Genomic DNA, 21,147 nt, shown 5'->3' on the forward strand with positions numbered 1-21,147 from the left:
CTGTGCGCCTTTTTGGTAGTGCGGGCTACCAAAAAGGCCCACGGGGCCGAAGGCCCTGCTAGAAGTACGACTTGTTGATCGCGTGATCGACAACCGGGATCATCGACTCCACGGTGACCTCACGGGGATTGCCCGGGGTGCACCAGTCGTCCTGAATGTGCTCGGAGATGGCGCGCACAGTCTTCTCGTCACCCTTGATGACATCACCACGGCCCTCGTACTTCTTGGTGTTCATCTGGTTCTTCGCGTACGAGTCGGTGCGAACCTGACCGAAGTTGTCGGGGATACCGACGTCCTTGGCCAGACGGATGGCAGCCTCGACGGCAGCATCTGCGGCCTGAACCGTGGTGAGGTTGCGAGTGTCGACACCGAGTGCGCCGGCCAACTGGGCGTAGCGCTCGTAGCGCGAAGGCAGGTTGTACTCCCACACACGCGGCAACGCGATGGCGTTGTTCAGACCGTGGTGGCTGTCGAAGAAGGCACTGACCGCGTGCGAGATCGAGTGAACGATGCCGAGGCCACCGGAGTTGAAGGCCTGCCCGGCAATGTACTGCGCGTTCATCATTCCCTCGCGGGCCTTGAGGTTGCGAGGCTCGAAGACGGCCTCGCGCAGGTTCTTCGCGACCAACTCGACCGAGTAGATCGCGTTACCGAGCGAAGGCGCGAAATCGAGACGAGACACGAAAGGCTCACTGCCGTGCGCGAGTACGTCGAAGCCGCAGTACGCGGTGAAATGCTGAGGGCAGGTGTAGTAGAGCAGCGGATCGTCGATCGCCAGGGTGACGATGGTCGCCTCGTCGAAGCCCACCCACTTGTGCGGGTTGTTCATGTCCGACGTGTCGGTGATGACGTACGCCCACGACGTCTCGGAACCCGTTCCGGCCGTGGTGGATACGGCGATATGGGGCGGGTTCTCCTTGTTGGTGGACTTGGCGAAGCCCTCGAACTCGTTGATGTTGCGACCGTCGTGTGCGATCACGACGCGAGCGCCCTTGGCGGCGTCGTGGCTCGAACCACCGCCGATCGAGATGATCGAGTCGCACTTCTCCTTCTGGTAGAGAGCCGCGGCCTCCATGACGTTGTAGTCCTTGGGATTCGACTCGACCTTGTCGTAGAGCACGACCTCGACACCCTGGTACTCGATCTTGCCGACGAGTTCCTCGATGATGCCCGAACCGCGCAGACCGGTCGTCATCAGAAGGGTGCGCTTGAAGCCGAGGTTCTTGGCCTCCACCCCGATGATGTCGTGAGCGCCCACACCCATCAGGGCGCGAGGGAAGGGGTGGAACTCCTTGATGGGAAAGTCCCAGATCTGGTTGAGCTCGATAGCCATCGGTATCTCCTCAGGGATGTGCACGAATGTGACTGCGGGAGGGATTCGAGCCGAATCTTTGTGACCGGCGTCTCACCTGGTTCCCACTGTGTACCGACAAACAGCCCGTGCACAGACTTCGGCAGCTCAACCGCCCGGACGCCACTCACGAACCGCCCGTTCGGGCAGGTCGACGCCACCCCGGACTGCCAGGACGGCTGGATCAGACCGCCGTGGTTCCCGCTGATCGGGAACGTGTTGCTCGGCGACTACGATCCCCAGTAGCTTTTCATCACTGCTAACATTGAACTAGAACACGTTCTAGATGTTGCACTTCACTGACCTGCGCTTTACCCAGCTTCACGAGAGGACTAGCTTCGCGATGACGACAGTCGAGGTACCGCACAGCTCGCGATCGGCGGTACTCACCGTGTCCGGAGTCATCGAAGAGACTTCCGACGCCCGGTCGCTGGTGTTCGAGATTCCCGCAGAACTGAAGGACAAGTTCGACTACAAGCCAGGTCAATTCCTGACCCTGCGCATCCCGAGTGATCAGACCGGCTCGGTCGCACGCTGCTACTCGCTGGCCAGTTCACCCTTCACCGACGACGCCCCCAAGGTGACCGTCAAGCGAACCGTCGACGGCTACGGCTCCAACTGGTTGTGCGACAAGCTCCAGGTCGGCGACACCATCGAAGTGCTGCCGCCGTCAGGTGTCTTCACGCCCAAGTCGCTCGATCACGACTTCCTGCTCTTCGGTGCAGGCAGCGGAATCACTCCGGTGATCTCGATCCTCAAGTCCGCCCTCACGCAGGGCAGCGGCAACGTCGTGCTGATCTACGCGAACCGCGACGAGAAGTCCGTCATCTTCGGCGCCGAACTTCGCGAATTGGCAGCGCAACACCCCGGCCGCCTCACCGTTGTCCACTGGATCGAAACCGTGCAGGGACTCCCCGCCGTCTCACAGTTGGCGACACTGGCCAAGCCATTTGTCGCGTACGAGGCCTTCATGTGCGGTCCAGGCCCCTTCATGGACGCCGTCCACAAGGCACTGGCAGAGGCCGGCATGCCCCGCACGCAGGTTCACGCCGAGGTCTTCAATTCACTCGCGGGTGACCCGTTCCGTGACGTCGAGGTAGCCGAGGTCTCCGACGAAGAAGCAGCCGACGCCGCAACCGTCGAGGTCGAACTGGACGGTGAAACCCACACCCTCGTCTGGCCGCGCAAGCAGACGCTCGTCGACATCATGCTCGCCAAGGGCCTCGACGTGCCGTACTCCTGCCAGGAAGGCGAGTGCGGGTCGTGTGCCTGCACCGTCACCGAAGGCGAAGTTCAGATGGACAACTCCGAAATCCTCGACGCCGAGGACGTGGCGAACGGCTACATCCTCGGTTGCCAGGCGAAGCCGATCACCGATCACCTGAAGATCGAGTTCTGAACCCTGCTTCGATGCATGACGGCCCCTGATTCCCTGCGGAATCGGGGGCTTCGTCATGTTCGGAGTCTCCCGAGTCCCGCCGCGAAACCCACGCAGGCGCCGTTGTGGGCAACCGCCACAGGGCAAGAATCAGTACGAGGGTCACGATCAGGAAACCCTCACGAAGGACCAACCCGAACGGCAGCAGGAGCGGTGACGTCTCGATGAACTGCTGTCCCATACTCGGCCCGCAGTAGACGATGGCCAACCCCAGAGCGGCCGCACCGAACTGCAGCGGCGATCGAAGCCGAAAGAGAACCGTGACGGCAGCAGGCACGAGATACACCCAGTGGTGAATCCAGCTGATCGGCGAAAGAATCGGCGCGCTCAATCCGATCACCAACGCCGCATCGACCGCTCGCCCGACGCGATAGACATCTCGGGCGATCCATAGCGCTACCCCCGCGCACAGCACGGTCGACGGCATCGCCAGAGACGCTGTCCATGGGCCCAGCGCGGCAAGTCCGCCCTGCAGCGAACTGTTGCCGGCACTCGCGATCGCCTGCCCGCTCAAATCCACCCGGTCGCTGAGGTTCCAGACTACGTCCGACCAGAAGGTCCAGCTGACGGCCGGGTCCACCACTGCTGCGACGGCGGTCGCCGCGGCAAATCCGATCGAACTCCAGATCGCGAGTCGCCACTGCTTCGTGACGACGAAGTAGACGATGAAGAGAGCCGGAGTCAGCTTGATCGCGGCCGCGACGCCGATCAGCAGTCCTCGCGGAAACCACCGGCCGAATCTCGAATCCTCTCGGCGAGTCACATCGAGCAGTACGAGCGCCATCAGCACCAAGTTCACCTGGCCGAATGAGATGTGCGCACTGACGATGGGAGTCACCGACACGGCCAGGACCAATGCCGCCATGACGAGCGGCCGCTTGGGGACGCGAGCGGGAGTGAACCTCGCAACCGTCCACACCAACGCCGCGATGCACAATCCCGACCACAGCAGATAGGCAGTCCACCAGTCGAAGAGGACAGTCGGCCAGAGGAAGATCACCGCGAACGGGGTGTAGGTGAACGGCATACCCTCGTCGACGATCAACGGGCCGGACAGATTGCCCTCGTAGATGTTCGATCCCGCTGCGAACGCCTGGGCAGCGTAGCGGTAGACGAGAAAATCAACGGGTTCGACGGCTCGAACGGAGTACACGAGATAACACAGAGCTGCGACGCCGGCAGCGATCAGTGAACCGATCGTCACAATTCGAGACGCCTCGACACGGGTGGCGGGCATACCGAGAATCGTCCCACAACCTACCGAGCGGTACTTCGCTAGCGGGCCGCCCGGAAGTGCGCTCGCTCGTCTGCGGTCAGGTGTTCGCACGCGTAGCTCAGTGCCGTGCGTCCCATGTCTGCTGCATTCGTCGCGAGGAAACCGGTCAACAAATCCCGGTCCACCCGCTTGCCCACCTCGCGGAGCATCCAGCCCATCGCTTTCTGGGTCAGGTCTCGTCGATCACCCAGCACCCGCGCGGCAAGCTCGAGCGTGGTCGACCCGTCGCCGCGAGTGATGAATCCGTACGTCGTCAGCAGCGCCACCCGTCGTCGCCACAGGTCACCCGAATCGGAAAGCTCGAAGATCAGCCGGCGATCTCGGTCGTACAGCCAGCCGCCGAGGATCTGTCCGGCGGACGAATCCACGAGATCCCAATTGTTCACCCGCCCGTCCTCGACAGCGCTGAGATAGAAGTCGGCGATGCGGGAGCGACTCTCGTCGTCGAAAAATTTTGGGCGACTGACCTTTTCGAATCGAGCAACAAGGATCAACAGACCGGCCAAGCGATGCTCGTGGACGTCGCTGTCGAGAAGGAGGCGTACCTGAGGCAACTCGAGACCGACATGCTTCTTCACCACCGAACGCGTCTTCGGTACTCGCACGCCGATGAAGACGTCACCCTCTCCGTACTCCCCCGGCGCTGTCTTGAAGAACTTCTGTAGCTGGACGGCATCCGCGGGATCCGCGAGGTCGGCCAACTGTTCGATCACGTCCTGGGCACTCGATTGCGTCACCCCAGAACCTTCTCACGGGTCGTCTGTGCGGACTCTTCGATTCTCTCAGCGTCCTCACACCGTGTGCCCTGCTCGGCCACAGGTCGGCAGACGACACTCGAGGACAGTCAGTGAAAGGACCACCCATGATCACCGCCGCTATCGCATTCACCACTCTCACCCTCATGGCACTCTCGGGACATATCGCGGCCAGCGCTCCGCGCGGGCTCGTGGCAATCCGGACGAATAGTCACAAATCTTGATATTCGAGCCGCCACATCGCCTCTAACTGCAACGCGAATGCAATTGGCGGAGAGTTGATCTCGATCTGCCGCGGGCGTGTACTACAGGTGGACACACTCTCGTCTTTGGAGGTCTCGTCATGAAGTCGTGGAATCGAATGCAAGATGCCGTCGCGGTGGTTCTCGGCGTCTTTGCGGCTCTCTCGCCGATGTGGCTCGACACCACCGATCGGGCAATGTGGTCACTCGTCGTCCTGGGTGTCCTGGTTGCACTGTCGGGTCTGGCGCACATGGCACGTCCGGACATGGCCATGGCGGATTACGCGATGGGCGTTTTCGGCGTCTTGATGTTCATTTCACCCTGGGTCATGAGCTTCGACGCTCTACGCGGTGCGTCGTGGACGGCCTGGGTGGTCGGGGTCCTGACCGTTGTGGTCGCGGTGAGTGCGATGCCGGTGATGAGTGCGCGGATGCATCACGGGGGTCACGGCGGCGTAGCCGCACATTGACGGAGCGGCGTAGCCGCACATTGACGGAGCGGCGTAGCCGCCCATTGACAGAGCGGAGTAGCTGCCCGTTGATGAATGGCTGAATACAGGTTGGATCAGGCTTTGATCGCGCCCAACAACCGCCCGGCGTCGAAGGCTTCGGCGCTGGGCGGTAGCGCGCCCGGACGACCACTCACGAAAACCTCGACGGTTCCCGATCCTTCACCCGCGTCACCGAGCCCGTCGATCCGCCGCAGGGTCTGTCGTGCAACGGCTTCGGCACTGTCGAAGAGTGTGACGCCGGCGGGTAGCCGCGCTGCGATTTCGTCCGCGAGCAGTGGGTAGTGCGTGCAGCCGAGGACAACGCCGTTGACGTCGTCCGGCGTCCGGGCCACTGCGGATTCGATGGCTGCAAGTGCGGCTGCACGATCACCGAGGTCTATCGAATCGGCCAGGCCGTGGCACGGCACCCCGACGACTTTGGCGCCGTTGCCGAACTGTTCGATCAGATCGGCTTGGTACCGGCTGGCAGTCGTCGCGGCGGTAGCCCAGATCGCCACTGAATCGCACGCGGCGGCCGCGGGCTTGATCGCGGGCACCGTTCCGATGACCGGCACACCCGGTCCGACCAGTTCACGGACGTGTGGGAGAGCGGTGACGCTCGCGGTATTGCATGGAAGAACGATGACCTGAGCCCCACGATCGAGGCTCCGGCGCACCGCACCGAGTACCCGGTCGACGACCCACTCCTCGGGCTTGGGCCCCCAGGGGGCGCCGTCCGGATCGAGGGACAGCACAAGATCGAGATCCGGGCGCAGGCGTCTGAGCCACGCAGAGGTAGGGAGCAGGCCCAGTCCCGAGTCGATGAGTGCAACGATCACCGCACAAATCTATCGTCTCGGAACCGGTCCTGCCTCATCCGTTCAGGCCGGTGTGGACTCCAACACGTCCGAGATGGGCGTGCCGGCTGCGATCTTCGCGCGCATCTTCATCACAGCTCCCGCGCTACCGCCGCCGACGACAGCTGCCAGCACACCGTCGCGCTCGTAGTAGGCGACGAACTTTCGGCCGTCGTCCTTCACGATGTGAACGGTGTCCGTGGGTGCGACGGTCCCCAATGCCTGGATCTTGACGTCGTACTGATCGCTCCAGAAGTACGGAACCTGCGCCGGCGCATCCGGATCACCCGTTCCGGTGATCGCTCCCGCCAGGATCTTGGCCTGGTCCCCAGCATTGGTCCAGTGTTCGACACGCTTGCGTCGATCTCCGATCTGCCAGGACGCGACGTCGCCGACCGCCCAGACGTGTTCGGTGCTGGTGCGGCCGACGCCGTCGCAGAGCACTCCGTTGTCGAGTTCGATCCCCGAACCGTCGAGCCATTCCGTGACCGGCACCGAACCGACTCCGATCGCGACCACGTCGACCGGGATTTCCGAACCGTCACTCAAGGTCGCAGCGGCAACCGCTCCGTCGCCGGACAACGAGGTCAAGCCCGTACCGACTCGGACGTCGATGCCCTCGTTCCGATGCAGACGTTCGACGAGGGCGCCGACGGTGGGGCCGAGCACCGACGCCAGCGGCGTCGGCTGGGGTTCGAGCAACACGACGTCGACGCCGTGAGACTTCATGCTCGCGGCCAGTTCGCAGCCGATGAAGCCGGCCCCGACGATCAGCGCACGCTTACCGGGAGCAAGGTCGGCGCGGAGGGCCAACGCTTCCTCGATGGAGCGCAGAACGTGCACTCCGGACAACTCCGGAAGGCCGGCGATGCGACGCGGAGTCAGTCCGGTCGCGATGACCAACTCGTCGTAGTCCAGGGTGGATCCGTCGGCGAACGCCACCGACTTGGCGACCGTGTCCACCGAGGTTGCCGGCGAACCGAGCTTGAGATCGACCTTGTTCTCGACGTAGAACTCGGCCGGACGCAAGGTCGTCTCGTCCTTGTCGCCGCGGATCACTTCCTTCGACAACGGAGGCCTGTCGTAGGGCAGATGCGTTTCCCCACCCGCGAGCGTCAATTCACCTTCGAAACCCGCTCGTCGCAGTTCCTCGACGGTCCGCAGTCCCGACAAACCCGCACCCACGATCACTATCCGTGCCACCACGTACCACCCTGTCCGACCCACGTCACTTGCAGCGCTCACTATGAACGCCGTCACTATTTGCCTCCGACTCTGCCATACCAAATGCCGGAGTAGGTGTGGTGCATCCCGCATGGTCACCTACCAGTCACTACAGTTGGAGGTACTTCAGACGCACGCACTGACACATGAGCAGGGAGCCCCCATGACCAGCGATTCCAGTGAAAAGAACAGCGTCCGATTCGGCGCCGACGGTGGCGCGGAACTAGTCAGCACCCAGGGTAAGACGATCATCGCCGACGCCGTGGTCGCCAAGATCGCCGGTATCGCGACCCGCGAGATCAACGGCGTGTACGACGTCGGCGGGGGCACAGCGCGTGCGGTGGGGGCACTTCGCGACCGCATACCGGGCGCCCGCGTCAACCATGCCCAGGGCGTGGCGGTGGAGGTAGGCGAGAAACAAGCCGCCATCGACATCGGCATTGTCGCCGAGTACGGCGTCGCACTCCACGAACTGGCGGTAGGTATCCGCCGCAACGTCATTGCCGCAGTGGAAAGCATGACGGGTCTCGAGGTCACCGAGGTCAACATCACCGTCTTCGACGTCATGCTCTTCGAGGATGCAGAGAGCGGCGGCAGTACCGATCCGGAAGCCAAGCCGAGGGTTCAGTGAGTACCGCCGACGCCGGCCGCGAGATCGACGCGGCCGAGGTAGTCGCCGACGCGGTTCTTGCCATCCCGGAAGTGGCAGATCTGCACGGAGGACAGTTCGGCGAAGTGGGAACCTACCTCCCCGGACGCCGCATCACCGGCGTCGTCGTCGACGAAAACTCCTGTGCTGTACACATTTCCGTTCACTATCCGGCAGACGTTCGCAGCGTCGCCGAACGCGTACGAGCGGTGGTGGCGAGATTGGTCGACGTACCGGTGAACGTGACCGTCGGCGACCTGTCGACAGCGGGATATCTACCCGTTGATGCCGAAAATGCAGTCACCGAGCCTGCCACCGTCACAGACATTGCACCGAACATTCGAGAAGGGAACTGACATGAACAGCACCACCGTCGGACTGCTGGTCGGTCTGCTCCTCGCACTCGCCGGAATCATGGGTGGGTTCAGCGGTTTCGTCTTCGCAGTCCTGCTCGGCGCCGCCGGTATGGCGATCGGAGCACACCGCGACGGACATCTCGACCTCGGCGCGATCCTCCGAAGCCGTGGCCGTGGCTGAGCCGTCCGATCCCAGCGCAGCGGACGATCCTGGTCTACGCGGCTCCTTGGTCATCAAGGACCGTGCGATGGCCAAGATCGCCACGGCCGCAGCGGTGAACGTCCCGGGGGTGGTCCGCCAGTCCGGTGGCTTGACTCGCCTGACAGGACGCGACCTTCCGCGAGCCGACATCTCGATGGGTAGCGACGCCGTCGCCATCAATCTCTTCCTCGCCGTGTCCTGGCCGTGTTCGGTCACCGAGTTGACCGGCCGGGTGCGAACGGAAGTCGGACGCAGCGTCGAATCGCTGACCGGGCTTCCACTCCACGACATGAACGTGATGATCGCGGCAACCGAGGGTTCTGACGACTCCTGTGTTTCCGGCGTCGAGATCGCGGAGGGCCCGGCACAGCAGGCACTCTCGGATCCGATTCCGCCGCGTGTCCCCTCTGCGAACCCGGCGGCCGCAGTTTCGGCCGTCGTCATCGCGTGTGGTCTACTCGCACTCGCCTTCGTCGTCTCGCGCGAATGGTTCATCAACCGTGGAACTTTCGAATCGGCACCCTGGATCCGAAACTCCGTGGAGTGGACGTCTCGTCTGCACTGGCAACCGTGGCTACTTCCGGTGGCAATCGCTGCCGTTGTCGCGGGTGTTGTCCTGATAATGTCGGCGATCAAACGCCGTGCGAAAACCCATGTCCCACTCGGGAACCCGAGCGCATCGACGGTGTGGATGCGGCCGACTGACATTGCACGTCTGTGCAGTAGCCACGCAGCGGTCGTTCCCGGCGTCGGCTCGGCTCACACCAGCGTCGACCGTAAACACGTCAAGGTCCACATCGAATCGACCGGTGGCGATCGAGCTGAACTTGCCGCAGCCGTCGACGCGGCGGTTCGGCCTCATCTCGCGATACTGCAGCGGCCACTGCAACTTTCGGTTGTCGTGCGAGAAACTGTAGTACGACGAAAGGACGCCTCGTGAACCGTTGGATCTCCGTGGTCGATCGGATCATCGTCCTCATCGTCGGAATCGCACTCCTCGCGGCGGGCGCATACGCCATCGCGTGGGACGCGGGCGCGTCGCTGATTCGAACCTGGGTGTCACGCCTCGATCGGGAGGTCCTCTTCGGCCTTCCGGAGGAGCCGTGGTGGCACTGGGTACTGTCGGGCACCTTCGTCCTCTGTGTCTTCGCCGGTTTCGGGCTGTTGTACCTGAACCTTCGCCGGCGCCGTACAAGCGCAGTCACATTGCGGCACAACGAATCCGGTACCGACGTCAGCGTGGATCTCGGACCCGTCGCAGACGGCGTAGCGGCCGAGCTCGCTCAGCTGACCGGCGTGCGGAGCACCAAGAGCAAAGCGACGGTCGATCGCGGATTGCCGACGCTGTCGATTGTCGTCACTGCAGATCCGTCGATCGACGTCGCCGGATTCACCGCTTCGGCCGAACGTATCGCCGGCGCAACCAGGCGCAGCCTCGACGGCTCAACCGTCGCAGTACAGGTTCTGCTGCACCTCGACCGGGTGGAAGCCAACAAGTAAGCAAGAACCACGCAGGCACCCGATCACCGAACACTCGATCACAGGCCAACCGATGGAAGACACAGAAAAGGCGCTCACTCCCCGAAGGGAATGAGCGCCTTTTTCAGTGCTGTGAATCAGCTAGCGAGACAAGAGTCTCACTTGATGATCTTGGCAACCTTGCCGGCGCCGACCGTACGGCCGCCTTCGCGAATTGCGAAGCGCAGGCCCTCGTCCATGGCGACAGGCTGGATCAGCTTGACGGACATCTCGGTGTTGTCACCGGGCATGACCATCTCGGTGCCCTCAGGCAGCGTCACGACGCCCGTAACGTCCGTGGTACGGAAGTAGAACTGCGGGCGGTAGTTGTTGAAGAACGGGGTGTGGCGGCCGCCCTCGTCCTTCGACAGGATGTATGCCTGGCCCTCGAACTCCGTGTGGGGAGTCGTGGTGCCCGGCTTGACGACAACCTGTCCACGCTCGACATCTTCGCGCTTGATGCCACGAACGAGCAGTCCGACGTTGTCGCCGGCCTGGCCCGAGTCGAGCAGCTTGCGGAACATCTCGATACCCGTGACCGTGGTCTTGGTCGAGGTTTCCTTGATGCCGACGATCTCGACCTCTTCGTTGACGTTGACAACGCCACGCTCGATACGACCGGTGACAACGGTGCCACGGCCGGTGATCGTGAAGACGTCCTCGACGGGCATGAGGAAGGGCTTCTCGGTCTCACGAATCGGGTCCGGGATGGACTCGTCGACAGCAGCCATCAGGTCGAGAATGGACTGCGTCCACTTCGGGTCACCCTCGAGTGCCTTGAGTGCCGAGATCGGAATGACGGGGGCTTCCTCGTCGAATTCCTGAGCGGCCAGCAGTTCGCGGACCTCCATCTCGACGAGCTCGAGGATCTCGTCGTCGTCAACCATGTCGGCCTTGTTCAGGGCGACGAGGATGTAAGGAACGCCAACCTGGCGAGCGAGCAGGACATGCTCGCGCGTCTGGGGCATCGGGCCGTCGGTAGCTGCGACGACGAGGATAGCGCCGTCCATCTGAGCTGCGCCGGTGATCATGTTCTTGATGTAGTCGGCGTGACCCGGTGCATCGACGTGCGCGTAGTGGCGCTTTTCCGTCTGGTACTCAACATGCGAGATGTTGATCGTGATGCCACGAGCCTTTTCCTCGGGAGCCTTGTCGATCTGATCGAAGGCCGAAGCCTCGTTCAGGTCGGGGAATGCATCCGCGAGAACCTTGGTGATGGCCGCCGTCGTCGTGGTCTTGCCGTGGTCGACGTGACCAATGGTGCCGATGTTCACGTGCGGCTTCGTCCGCTCGAACTTCGCCTTCGCCACTTTGTGTCCTCCTGGACTGTTGTTGCTTGCCGTATGCAGCAGTGCGGTTGGTTGTTACTAGGTCGTGCTTCGTGCCGGAAGAAACCGAGGTTACTTGCCGGCGCGGGCTGGGGAGCTCGCTGTGCTTACTCGCCCGTCGCCTTGGCGATGATTTCCTTCGAGACGTTCGCGGGAACCTCTGCGTAGGAATCGAACACCATGGAGAAGTTCGCTCGGCCCTGGGTCTTCGACCGCAGGTCACCGATGTAACCGAACATCTCCGAGAGCGGAACCAGCGCCTTCACGACACGGGCACCACTGCGTTCCTCCATGGCCTGGATCTGGCCACGGCGGGAGTTGAGGTCGCCGATCACGTCGCCCATGTACTCCTCGGGCGTTGTGACCTCGACAGCCATGAGCGGCTCGAGAATGACGGGGCCGGCCTTGCGGGCGGCTTCCTTCAGTGCCTGCGAACCGGCAACCTTGAACGCCATTTCCGAGGAGTCGACGTCGTGGTAAGCACCATCGAGCAGCGACAGCTTCAGGTTCACGAGCGGGTAGCCGGCGAGAACACCGTACTGCATCGCGTCCTGCGCACCGGCATCCACGGAGGGGATGTACTCGCGCGGGATACGTCCGCCGGAGACCTTGTTCTCGAACTCGTAGGTAGCACCGTCTTCGCCCACGAAAGGCTCCAGAGCGATGATGACCTTTGCGAACTGGCCCGAGCCACCCGTCTGCTTCTTGTGGGTGTAGTCGTGCTTCTCGACCTTCTTGGTGATGGTCTCGCGGTACGCAACCTGCGGCTTACCGACGTTCGCCTCGACCTTGAACTCGCGACGCATGCGGTCGACGAGGATGTCGAGGTGGAGCTCGCCCATACCGCCGATGACGGTCTGACCGGTCTCTTCGTCGAGTTCGACCGAGAAGGTCGGGTCCTCTTCGGCGAGCTTCTGGATCGCGACGCCCAGCTTTTCCTGGTCGGACTTGGTCTTGGGCTCGATGGAGACCTGGATGACCGGCGCGGGGAACGACATCGACTCGAGGACGATGGGGCTCGCCTGATCGCACAAGGTGTCACCGGTGGTGGTGTCCTTGAGGCCGATCATTGCGTAGATGTGGCCGGCTACGGCCTCGTCTACCGGGTTCTCCTTGTTGGCGTGCATCTGGAAGAGCTTTCCGATGCGCTCCTTCTTGCCCTTGGTTGCGTTGAGCACCTGAGCACCCGGATCGATACGACCCGAGTACACGCGGACGAAGGTCAGCTTGCCGAAGAACGGGTGAGCAGCGATCTTGAAGGCGAGAGCCGAGAACGGCTCGTCCTTGCTCGGCTTGCGAGTGATCTCTACTTCTTCGTCACCGAGCTTGTGGCCGATGACCTCGCCGATGTCCAGCGGGTTCGGAAGGTAGTCGATGACAGCGTCGAGCATGGGCTGAACGCCCTTGTTCTTGAACGCGGAGCCACAGAGAACCGGGTACAGCTCGGAGGCGACCGTCATCTTGCGGATGGCGCCCTTGATCTCCTCGATGGTGAGCTCTTCGCCGCCGAAGTACTTCTCCATGAGAGCTTCGTCGGACTCTGCAACCGTCTCGAGCAGCTTCTCGCGGTACTCGGCAGCCTTCTCGACGAGATCCGCGGGGATCTCCTCGATGGTCGGAGCGGTTCCCGTCGGGACCACGCCGCGCCAGGTGATGGCCTTCATCTCGACCAGGTCGACGACGCCGTCGAAGTCGTCCTCAGCGCCGATGGGCAGCTGGAGAACGAGCGGCTTCGCGCCCAAGCGGTCGATGATGGTCTGGACTGTGAAGTAGAAGTCCGCGCCCATCTTGTCCATCTTGTTGACGAAGCAGATGCGCGGAACGTCGTACTTGGCAGCCTGACGCCAAACCTGCTCGGACTGCGGCTCGACACCCTCTTTACCGTCGAAGACAGCAACTGCGCCGTCGAGCACGCGCAGCGACCGCTCCACCTCGACCGTGAAGTCGACGTGGCCGGGGGTGTCGATGATGTTGATCTGGTTGTTGTTCCAGAAGCAAGTCACGGCGGCAGACGTGATCGTGATGCCGCGTTCCTTCTCCTGCTCCATCCAGTCCGTCGTCGACGCACCGTCGTGCGTCTCACCGATCTTGTAATTGACACCGGTGTAGAACAGGATGCGCTCGGTGGTGGTGGTCTTGCCGGCATCGATGTGCGCCATGATGCCGATGTTGCGGACCTTGTTCAGGTCAGTCAGCACTTCCTGTGCCACAGGTTTCTTCCCCGCTCGTTGCTTGGTTTTCGGGTGTCGGCCTTATCGGTGTGTTCCACCGTCAGGGCCATGGTCTTTCAATTATGTCTCTGCCGAGGCGAACCTGGCCACCTGCGTCCGGAATCCGTCGCGATGATCAGGCCGCCAACGGCGACAAGCGTCGGAGCCCCACCCGATGGCAGTTGCTCCGACGCTTTACATCACCAGCGGTAGTGGGCGAATGCCTTGTTGGCTTCGGCCATCTTGTGAGTGTCTTCGCGACGCTTCACAGCTGCACCGAGGCCATTGCTGGCATCGAGGAGCTCGTTGGCGAGACGCTCGACCATGGTCTTCTCACGACGTGCACGCGAGAAGGTGACCAGCCAGCGCAGTGCCAGCGTGGTGGAACGACCGGGGCGAACCTCGACCGGCACCTGGTAGGTAGCGCCACCGACGCGGCGGCTACGAACCTCGAGTGCAGGCTTGACGTTGTCCAGGGCGCGCTTGAGGGTGACGACCGGATCGGTGCCGGTCTTCTCGCGTGCCTGCTCGAGAGCCTGGTACACGATTCGCTCTGCGGTGGACTTCTTGCCGTCCAGCAGGATCTTGTTGACGAGCTGCGTCACCAACGGGGAACCGTAAACCGGGTCGTTGATGAGCGGGCGCTTCGGAGCGGGGCCCTTACGTGGCATTAGCTCTTCTCCTTCTTGGCGCCGTAGCGGCTGCGTGCCTGCTTGCGACCCTTGACACCCTGGGTGTCGAGGGAGCCGCGGATGATCTTGTAACGGACACCCGGGAGGTCCTTCACACGACCGCCACGGACGAGCACCATGGAGTGCTCCTGAAGGTTGTGACCTTCACCGGGGATGTACGCGGTGACCTCGACCGAAGTCGTGAGGCGAACACGTGCGACCTTACGGAGCGCGGAGTTCGGCTTCTTGGGGGTGGTGGTGTACACGCGAGTGCACACGCCACGACGCTGCGGGCTGCCCTTGAGGGCTGCCGTCTTGACCTTGGCGGTCTTGTCGCGGCGACCCTTGCGGACCAGCTGGTTGATGGTTGGCATTTACCGGCTTTCTTGTGACGAACAGACTGCTCGAGCGAACTCGGGCCGTTCGAAAACGTGGCTGTTCTGAAATTAGGGATCTAGCAGTTGGAGCAAGAGAGCTGCTGCTCCTCACCCACCTCAGAGTCTGTACTCAGCACTTTCATGCCGCGCACTGCCCCCGAGGTCGGGCGTGTCGCATACCCCCACACAGGCAGCCGGATGCTCGTTCATCAGCAGTTTCTGCTCGAACGCGCGCACGGCAATACCTAGCTAGGCACACAGATCGGCCCGGGCATGCCGGACACGACCCATAACGATACCTGTCGGCGCGCCACGAGGTCAAAGCGAGGCCACGGTGATAGTGACCTCACGCTCTGACCAGAGACTCTGGCTGCACACTCAGACCACGCAGCCGGACCGGTCGCGATCAGATGCTGCGGTTCAACGTCAACGCGCCGAGCTTTGCCGCAGCCTCGCACGGATCCGCGCCGCCTTGCGGCTCGGTGACCCACCAACCGAACACTCCCCCGGCCGGTGCGCTCGCGCTCACCCCGCAGCTCTGCGGATCGGCCGGCTGGCGAACCTGGTACCCGCCACTGCCGTTGATGTCGATTTTCGCCACCACGTATCCCAGGTGCTCGAATGCAGCGCGCTCGTGATCGAGGGTGCCCGTCTCGAACCAGTTGAAGGTGATCTTGATCGGACCCGCGGCTCCGATGCCGTCCCAACGGCAGATAGCGCCGAAGAACCCACGCCCGACGGCGTCGGCACCCACTGCGCCGGCGATCTGCTCGTCGGTGACGGCTTCGCATTCTTGGAGGACGTTCGCGAATTCCTGGCTGTCACTACCGCCGTAGCTGCCCTCCGCACGAGGAGTCCCGGTGACCACGGAGCCGCACCCCGTGAGTAGAACCAGCGACCCCGCCAAGGCGAGCCCGATCCTTACGCGCTTCACGGCGCCCTCGAACTTCACTGTGCCCTCGAAACTGTTTTTTCCATCAGATCCCGCGCCACCGTGCATGGATCCGCGGTCGGTGGCAGCAAACCGTAGGTGATCGACCAGTGCACGAAGTCTCCGCCGAACGCGATACCCAACTCGCACAACGAACCTGCCGTGGACGCGATGAAGCCCTGGTGTCCACCGATCGTGATGTCGTCGGCAGGACGTCCGAGCAGGTCGGACCCGGCCCGTTCGCGGCCGATCGGGCTACCGCGGTACCAGGAGAAACTGACGCTCGGGCCGTTCGAACCGGCGACTTCCCACTGGCAACCGACGCCGTTGCGCGTCGTCGTCGCAAAAGCGCCGAGATTGAAGGCGTTGACAACTTCCTCGTCGGTCACCGAGCCGCATTCGGCGAACATCGGGCCCGGATCCGTAGGTGCGAGTGCCTGCGAACCCGCACCGTCGCCCGGCTGATCGACGGACCCGTCGCCGGAGCTGCAGCCGACCACGGCCGAGAGCACGGCAGCCGAGACCAATACCGAAGTCCCGATCGAAGTGAGAGTGCGTGCGGCCATGGAGCCGACTGTACTTCTCGGTGGCCCCCGACACACGCCACGTGCGCGTCGAGAGCACCGGCGCCGGCCCCGCCGCTACCGATTCAGGGAGTTGCCACCGGTACCCGAACAAGCGTGGAATCCAATTGCGCCGCCCACTGTTTGACCACCTCGGTGCGTCGGCGCGAGTCGTCTGTCAAGACATCAGCCAGCCCCAGCCCGCGGGCCAGGTCCAGGGTCGCCTGTACCAAGCGGTGCGTCACCGGGTCGGAGTCGTCGACACCCAGACTCTCGACGGCCATGCGGTGCGCGATGCGCCCGAATCGTTCCTCGAGGGGCAGTACGCGGGCACGCAGGTCGGGGTCGGAGGCAGCGGCCGTCCACACCTGCAGCGCTGCTTTGAACAGAGTCCCGGTGTAGTACTCCACCAACCGCGAAATGATCGCCTCGGTTCGTCCGGCACCCACCGGAAGGTCGGTCGATTCCTTTCGTGCCTGATCCATCCGGGCGTCGAACATCACCTCGAGCGCCGCGGTGATGAGGTCCTCGCGGGTCGGGAAGTGATGCTGCATGGCGCCTCTGGACACCCCGGCACGCTGCGCGACGACGCTCATCGTCGTTGCGCTCCACCCGAGTTCGGCGAGACACTCCACAGTCACTTCGAGCAGGTGGGAGCGCGTGACTCGACTTCGGTCCTGCTTGGGCTCTCGAGTCATCGCGCCGCCATCCCTTCTACTTCTGTGTTCCAGCGCTTCTGTGTCCCAGCTGCGCAGTTTCTACTGCGCCCAGGCCGCTGGACGCTTCTGCAAGAAAGACATCATGCCCTCACGAGCCTCGTCAGAGGAAAACAGCCGAGCCGACTGCGCGATCATCTCCTCGCCGTCCCGGTCGAATCCAGCCAGGACCGAACGCGTCGTGATCCACTTCGATTCGGCAAGTCCCTGCGGTGAACATTGGCGCAAGGTGCCGAGCAGTTCGGTGATCGACTCCTCCGTGTCCTGCGACGCGGAGGTGACGAGTCCGATGGATTCGGCCTCGTGCTGGCCGAACTTCTCGCCGGTGAGCAGATAGCGGCTCGCAGATCGCTGGTCGAGCCTCGGTAGGACCGTGAGCGAGATGATGGACGCCGCCAAACCCAACCGTGATTCCGTCACCGCGAAGGTGCTCGCCGGTCCGGCGACGACGATGTCGCACGCCCCGACAAGACCCATGCCTCCGGCCCGGACGTGACCGTCGATCCGCCCGATCACCGGCTTGGGAAGCTCGAGAATGCTGCGCAAGAGTGTCAGCATCCCCCGTCCTCGCTCCTTGACGGCGTCCTCCGGTGATGCGGACGAACCGGAGGCCTCACTGAGATCGGCTCCCGCACAGAATGTTCCACCGGTGTGGGTGAGTACCACCGCTCGAACTGCCGGATCGGCGGCAGCCGACGTCAACCCAGCCTGCAACTCCGTGACCAACCGCGTCGAAATCGCGTTGCGGTTGTGGGGTGAGTCGAGAGTGATCGTGGCAGCACCGCCCGATACTTCGTACCGTACGTATGGCTTGTCCTGATCCGTCATGAGTCGCCTCTTCCTAGTAGGACCGTGGCAGACCGAGGGAATGCTGTGAGACGAAGTTGAGGATCATCTCGCGGCTCACCGGCGCGACGCGGGCGATACGAGCCGCACCGAGCATGGCGGCCAGTCCGTATTCCTTCGTCAGTCCTGCGCCGCCATGCGTCTGGATCGCCTGATCGAGCGCCTTGATGCTGGCTTCGGCGGCGGCGTACTTTGCCATGTTCGCGGCTTCGGCAGCACCGAAATCGTCACCGCTGTCGTAGAGCACCGCGGCCTTCTGCATCATCAGCTTGGCGAGCTCGAGTTCGATCTTCACCTGCGCGAGTGGATGCGAAATACCTTGGTGCGCACCGATCGGCGTCTTCCACACCGTGCGCTCGTTGGCGAACTTCACTGCGGCGTTCAGGGCGTAACGGCCCATGCCGATGGCCATCGACGCACCCAGGATGCGCTCGGGGTTGAGGCCGGCGAACAACTGCATCAAGGCGGCATCGGCTTCGCCGACCAGAGCGTCGGCCGGCAGACGGACGTCGTCGAGGAAGAGGATGAACTGGTGGTCCGGCTCGATGATGTCCATCTCCATCTGCGTCTTCACGAATCCGGGAGAATCCGTGGGGACGATGAACAGAGCAGGCTTGAGCTTGCCCGTCTTGGAGTCCTCGGTCCGCGCAACGACGAGGACCGCGTCAGCCTGATCGACACCCGAGATGTAGATCTTGTTGCCGCTCAGGATCCAGTCGTCGCCATCCCTGCGTGCCGTCGTGGTGATCTGATGAGAGTTGGAACCAGCGTCGGCCTCGGTGATTCCGAACGCCATGATCTTGGAGCCGTCGGCGAGGCTGGGTAGCCACTGCTGCTTCTGCTCCGCCGTGCCGTACTTGCCGATGATGGTGCCGCAGATGGCCGGGGATACGACAACCAGGAGCAGACCGGCACCCTGCGCCGCCAATTCCTCCTGCACCAGCGCGAGTTCGTAGATGCCTGCACCGCCGCCGCCGTATTCCTCAGGCAGGTTGACGCCCAGGAATCCGAGTTTGCCCGCCTCGTTCCACAATTCGGTGAGCGGCTCCCCCTTTCGCGCCTTGGGCAGCACGTAGTCGACGTAGTTGAAGCGCTCACCCAGTTTGGAAACGGATGCCCGCAGTTCCTTCTGCTCTTCGGTTTCGATGAAACTCATCATGCTTCCTCTTCTGTAGCGGGTTCTTCCACACGTGCGAGTACCGATCCGACCTCGACCTGCTGGCCGACGGCGACCGGAAGTTCCACCAGGACACCGGCAGTCGGCGCGGTGACGGTGTGTTCCATCTTCATGGCCTCCAGCCACAGAATCGGCTGGCCGGCGGTGACGGTGTCACCGAGTGCGGCACCGAGGCGGATGACCGATCCCGGCATCGGAGCGAGCAACGAACCGGCGGCGACTTCTGCCGACGGATCCACGAAGCGCGGTGCTGCCGTCAACGCGACGGGTCCGAGCGAGGAGTCGACAAAAATCTCACTCCCGTAGGCCGCAACGTCGAACGAGCGCTGTACTCCGCTCTGCTCGAGCACTACCCGGGTCGCAGTTGCCGATACCAGGCGCACGTCGTCGAAGCCTTCTGCACTCAGCACGCCGCTTCGGCTCAGGGAGTAGCGGACGTCGTACTCGCCCGACGCAGTGGAGTAGCTCTTGCTCTGCGGCTGCGACGGGAGGTTGCGCCACCCGCTGGGCAAGCGGCCGATGACGCGGGCCGACGCCCGGTTGTGCGCGGCATCGGCAAGTGCCGCCGCCAGCGCCGAGAGTCTTTCGGCGGCGGTATCGACCAAGGGCGTAGACAGCTTCTCGAGGTCGTGAGTCTCGAAGAAGGCAGTGTCGGTGTCTCCGGCAATGAAGGCGGGGTGGGCCAGGACGTTGACGAGCAGGTCGCGGTTGGTGCGCAGCCCGTGAATCCTGGTGCGCGCCAGCGTCGATGCGAGCAGCCGGGCAGCTGCGGTCCGCGTCGGCGCGTACGAGATGACCTTGGCCAACATCGGGTCGTAGTGGACGCCGACAACACTGCCGTCGACGACGCCGGAGTCGAGGCGAACGCCCTGCTCACGCAGAACACTGAATTCTTGCGGGTCACCGGGCAACTCGATGTGGTGGACGGTTCCGCTCTGCGGCTGCCAGTTCTTGGCGGGGTCCTCGGCGTACAGGCGCACTTCGATCGAATGCCCCCGGATCTCCGGCTGATCGTCCGGAAGTGCTTCACCTGAAGCGACCTGCAATTGCAGTTCCACCAGATCGAGTCCAGTGGTGCACTCGGTGACCGGATGCTCCACCTGCAAACGCGTGTTCATTTCCAGGAAGAAGAAGTCGCCTTTTTCGTCAGCCAGGAATTCAACGGTTCCTGCGCCTTCGTAACCGATGGCGTTGGCTGCGAGCCGCGAGGCGTCGAACAGCTTGTCGCGCATGGCGGGGATGCGTTGCACGAGCGGCGACGGTGCCTCTTCGACCACCTTCTGATGCCGACGCTGGATCGAGCACTCGCGCTCCCCCACCGCCCACACCGCACCGTGGCGGTCGGCCATGACCTGAACCTCGATGTGCCGACCGGTCTCGAGGTACCGCTCACAGAAGACTGTCGGGTCGCCGAAAGCGGACTGCGCCTCACGCCGCGCCGCTTCCAGTTCGCCGTCCAGCGCCGACAATTCACGAACGACACGCATTCCGCGTCCGCCGCCGCCCGCCGACGCCTTGATCAGCACCGGCAGATGAGCCTCGGTCACCGCGGCGGGATCGAGTTCGGAGAGCACCGGCACTCCGGCGGCGTCCATGATCTTCTTGGACTCGACCTTCGACCCCATGAGCTCGATGGATTCGACGGGCGGGCCGATCCACGTCAGTCCCGCGTCGATGACGCTGCGCGCGAACTCCGCGTTCTCGGAGAGGAATCCGTATCCGGGGTGAATCGCGTCGGCGCCCGAAGCCTTGGCGGCGGCGATGACGAGCTCACCCCGCAAGTAGGTCTCGGCGGGCGTGTTACCCGGCAGGCGAACCGAAGCATCGGCTTCGGCGACGTGCGGGCTGTCGGCATCTGCGTCGGAAAATACCGCGACCGTGCCGATTCCGTTCTTGCGGCAGGTTGCAAAGACACGGCGGGCGATTTCGCCACGATTGGCGACCAGTACTGAAGTGATTGTCACGGCGT

General features: G+C 63.3%; 22 protein-coding genes. 7 read left to right on the forward strand and 15 right to left on the reverse strand.

The features are described from left to right. Positions 1-58: 58 nt before the first annotated feature. The gene (gene mdo / locus AC1Q61_RS25740; protein ID WP_003942095.1) at positions 59-1,333 is read right to left on the reverse strand and encodes an NDMA-dependent methanol dehydrogenase; all 1,275 of its coding nucleotides are present in this window, start codon (positions 1,331-1,333) and stop codon (positions 59-61) included. 361 nt (positions 1,334-1,694) lie between these two features. Here mdo and AC1Q61_RS25745 point away from each other — a divergent pair, with 361 nt between their 5' ends. After that, positions 1,695-2,750, forward strand: coding sequence for a ferredoxin--NADP reductase (locus AC1Q61_RS25745; RefSeq protein ID WP_003941851.1), 1,056 nt, complete (start codon positions 1,695-1,697; stop codon positions 2,748-2,750). Here AC1Q61_RS25745 and AC1Q61_RS25750 read toward each other — a convergent pair. Then, positions 2,722-4,026, reverse strand: coding sequence for a glycosyltransferase 87 family protein (locus tag AC1Q61_RS25750; RefSeq protein WP_042921009.1), 1,305 nt, complete (start codon positions 4,024-4,026; stop codon positions 2,722-2,724). The two genes, AC1Q61_RS25745 and AC1Q61_RS25750, sit on opposite strands and share 29 nt — an antisense overlap. Before the next feature lie 38 nt (positions 4,027-4,064). After that, entirely contained in the window at positions 4,065-4,802 is a 738-nt protein-coding gene (locus AC1Q61_RS25755) for a DNA alkylation repair protein (RefSeq protein WP_042921012.1), read from the reverse strand. A gap of 361 nt (positions 4,803-5,163) precedes the next feature. On the opposite strand from AC1Q61_RS25755, the gene AC1Q61_RS25760 reads away from it, so the two are divergent. Next, positions 5,164-5,532, forward strand: a complete 369-nt coding sequence (locus AC1Q61_RS25760) for an SPW repeat domain-containing protein (RefSeq protein ID WP_003941901.1) — start codon at positions 5,164-5,166, stop codon at positions 5,530-5,532. A 95-nt stretch (positions 5,533-5,627) separates the two neighbouring features. Here AC1Q61_RS25760 and AC1Q61_RS25765 read toward each other — a convergent pair whose 3' ends face one another. Next, a complete protein-coding gene (locus tag AC1Q61_RS25765) occupies positions 5,628-6,392 on the reverse strand; it encodes a glutamate racemase (protein WP_042921015.1) in 765 nt (254 codons plus the stop codon). Positions 6,393-6,434: 42 nt separating this feature from the next. Beyond that, the gene (locus AC1Q61_RS25770) at positions 6,435-7,601 is read right to left on the reverse strand and encodes an NAD(P)/FAD-dependent oxidoreductase (RefSeq protein WP_042921016.1); all 1,167 of its coding nucleotides are present in this window, start codon (positions 7,599-7,601) and stop codon (positions 6,435-6,437) included. A 196-nt stretch (positions 7,602-7,797) separates the two neighbouring features. On the opposite strand from AC1Q61_RS25770, the gene AC1Q61_RS25775 reads away from it, so the two are divergent. The 5 genes from AC1Q61_RS25775 to AC1Q61_RS25795 are packed head-to-tail and all read left to right on the forward strand — an operon-like array spanning position 7,798 to position 10,341. Continuing rightward, positions 7,798-8,265, forward strand: a complete 468-nt coding sequence (locus AC1Q61_RS25775; protein WP_003941912.1) for an Asp23/Gls24 family envelope stress response protein — start codon at positions 7,798-7,800, stop codon at positions 8,263-8,265. Beyond that, positions 8,262-8,639: a hypothetical protein gene (locus AC1Q61_RS25780; protein ID WP_042453130.1), complete on the forward strand. Its 378-nt coding sequence runs from the start codon at positions 8,262-8,264 to the stop codon at positions 8,637-8,639. Before AC1Q61_RS25775 ends, AC1Q61_RS25780 begins: the two co-directional genes overlap by 4 nt. A 1-nt stretch (position 8,640) precedes the next feature. Further along, positions 8,641-8,820, forward strand: a complete 180-nt coding sequence (locus tag AC1Q61_RS25785) for a hypothetical protein (protein WP_003942043.1) — start codon at positions 8,641-8,643, stop codon at positions 8,818-8,820. Next, positions 8,807-9,781: an Asp23/Gls24 family envelope stress response protein gene (locus AC1Q61_RS25790; protein WP_007728390.1), complete on the forward strand. Its 975-nt coding sequence runs from the start codon at positions 8,807-8,809 to the stop codon at positions 9,779-9,781. The genes AC1Q61_RS25785 and AC1Q61_RS25790 overlap by 14 nt, the downstream gene beginning before the upstream one ends. Then, positions 9,778-10,341 carry a hypothetical protein gene (locus AC1Q61_RS25795; RefSeq protein WP_042921019.1) on the forward strand — a complete coding sequence of 188 codons (564 nt, stop codon included), beginning with the start codon at positions 9,778-9,780 and terminating at the stop codon, positions 10,339-10,341. The genes AC1Q61_RS25790 and AC1Q61_RS25795 overlap by 4 nt, the downstream gene beginning before the upstream one ends. Before the next feature lie 137 nt (positions 10,342-10,478). Here the strand turns inward: AC1Q61_RS25795 and tuf are convergent, their stop codons facing one another. The 10 genes from tuf to AC1Q61_RS25845 form a co-directional block, all read right to left on the reverse strand. Beyond that, positions 10,479-11,669 (reverse strand): elongation factor Tu, encoded by a 1,191-nt coding sequence (gene tuf / locus AC1Q61_RS25800; protein ID WP_003941926.1) that lies wholly within the window; start codon positions 11,667-11,669, stop codon positions 10,479-10,481. A 125-nt stretch (positions 11,670-11,794) separates the two neighbouring features. After that, a complete protein-coding gene (fusA, locus tag AC1Q61_RS25805; protein ID WP_007728394.1) occupies positions 11,795-13,897 on the reverse strand; it encodes an elongation factor G in 2,103 nt (700 codons plus the stop codon). Positions 13,898-14,097: 200 nt separating this feature from the next. Then, positions 14,098-14,568: a 30S ribosomal protein S7 gene (gene rpsG, locus AC1Q61_RS25810; protein ID WP_003941856.1), complete on the reverse strand. Its 471-nt coding sequence runs from the start codon at positions 14,566-14,568 to the stop codon at positions 14,098-14,100. Beyond that, positions 14,568-14,942, reverse strand: coding sequence for a 30S ribosomal protein S12 (gene rpsL / locus AC1Q61_RS25815; RefSeq protein WP_003941908.1), 375 nt, complete (start codon positions 14,940-14,942; stop codon positions 14,568-14,570). Before rpsL ends, rpsG begins: the two co-directional genes overlap by 1 nt. Before the next feature lie 409 nt (positions 14,943-15,351). Beyond that, on the reverse strand, positions 15,352-15,897 hold the full coding sequence (locus AC1Q61_RS25820) for a DUF3558 domain-containing protein (RefSeq protein WP_042453122.1): 546 nt from the start codon (positions 15,895-15,897) through the stop codon (positions 15,352-15,354). Next, positions 15,894-16,442 (reverse strand): DUF3558 domain-containing protein, encoded by a 549-nt coding sequence (locus AC1Q61_RS25825; RefSeq protein WP_003941874.1) that lies wholly within the window; start codon positions 16,440-16,442, stop codon positions 15,894-15,896. The genes AC1Q61_RS25820 and AC1Q61_RS25825 overlap by 4 nt, the downstream gene beginning before the upstream one ends. Positions 16,443-16,525: 83 nt before the next feature. Further along, positions 16,526-17,137: a TetR/AcrR family transcriptional regulator gene (locus AC1Q61_RS25830; RefSeq protein ID WP_003942008.1), complete on the reverse strand. Its 612-nt coding sequence runs from the start codon at positions 17,135-17,137 to the stop codon at positions 16,526-16,528. Positions 17,138-17,197: 60 nt separating this feature from the next. Beyond that, the gene (locus tag AC1Q61_RS25835) at positions 17,198-17,983 is read right to left on the reverse strand and encodes an enoyl-CoA hydratase family protein (protein ID WP_007728400.1); all 786 of its coding nucleotides are present in this window, start codon (positions 17,981-17,983) and stop codon (positions 17,198-17,200) included. 13 nt (positions 17,984-17,996) lie between these two features. Next, positions 17,997-19,157, reverse strand: coding sequence for an acyl-CoA dehydrogenase family protein (locus tag AC1Q61_RS25840; RefSeq protein WP_003942033.1), 1,161 nt, complete (start codon positions 19,155-19,157; stop codon positions 17,997-17,999). Next, complete coding sequence (locus tag AC1Q61_RS25845) at positions 19,157-21,142, reverse strand: acetyl/propionyl/methylcrotonyl-CoA carboxylase subunit alpha (protein WP_215515750.1); 1,986 nt, start codon at positions 21,140-21,142, stop codon at positions 19,157-19,159. Before AC1Q61_RS25845 ends, AC1Q61_RS25840 begins: the two co-directional genes overlap by 1 nt. Positions 21,143-21,147 lie beyond the last annotated feature (5 nt).

This window comes from Rhodococcus sp. MPR-R1B (assembly GCF_058793255.1).

Excerpts from the sequence above, each read along its gene's own strand:
- mdo (WP_003942095.1), bottom strand. The coding sequence starts at position 1,333 with ATGGCTATCGAGCTCAACCAGATCTGGGACTTTCCCATCAAGGAGTTC.
- AC1Q61_RS25745 (WP_003941851.1), top strand. The coding sequence starts at position 1,695 with ATGACGACAGTCGAGGTACCGCACAGCTCGCGATCGGCGGTACTCACC.
- AC1Q61_RS25750 (WP_042921009.1), bottom strand. The coding sequence starts at position 4,026 with ATGCCCGCCACCCGTGTCGAGGCGTCTCGAATTGTGACGATCGGTTCA.
- AC1Q61_RS25760 (WP_003941901.1), top strand. The coding sequence starts at position 5,164 with ATGAAGTCGTGGAATCGAATGCAAGATGCCGTCGCGGTGGTTCTCGGC.
- AC1Q61_RS25775 (WP_003941912.1), top strand. The coding sequence starts at position 7,798 with ATGACCAGCGATTCCAGTGAAAAGAACAGCGTCCGATTCGGCGCCGAC.
- AC1Q61_RS25785 (WP_003942043.1), top strand. The coding sequence starts at position 8,641 with ATGAACAGCACCACCGTCGGACTGCTGGTCGGTCTGCTCCTCGCACTC.
- rpsG (WP_003941856.1), bottom strand. The coding sequence starts at position 14,568 with ATGCCACGTAAGGGCCCCGCTCCGAAGCGCCCGCTCATCAACGACCCG.
- rpsL (WP_003941908.1), bottom strand. The coding sequence starts at position 14,942 with ATGCCAACCATCAACCAGCTGGTCCGCAAGGGTCGCCGCGACAAGACC.
- AC1Q61_RS25825 (WP_003941874.1), bottom strand. The coding sequence starts at position 16,442 with ATGGCCGCACGCACTCTCACTTCGATCGGGACTTCGGTATTGGTCTCG.
- AC1Q61_RS25830 (WP_003942008.1), bottom strand. The coding sequence starts at position 17,137 with ATGACTCGAGAGCCCAAGCAGGACCGAAGTCGAGTCACGCGCTCCCAC.
- AC1Q61_RS25835 (WP_007728400.1), bottom strand. The coding sequence starts at position 17,983 with ATGACGGATCAGGACAAGCCATACGTACGGTACGAAGTATCGGGCGGT.
- AC1Q61_RS25840 (WP_003942033.1), bottom strand. The coding sequence starts at position 19,157 with ATGAGTTTCATCGAAACCGAAGAGCAGAAGGAACTGCGGGCATCCGTT.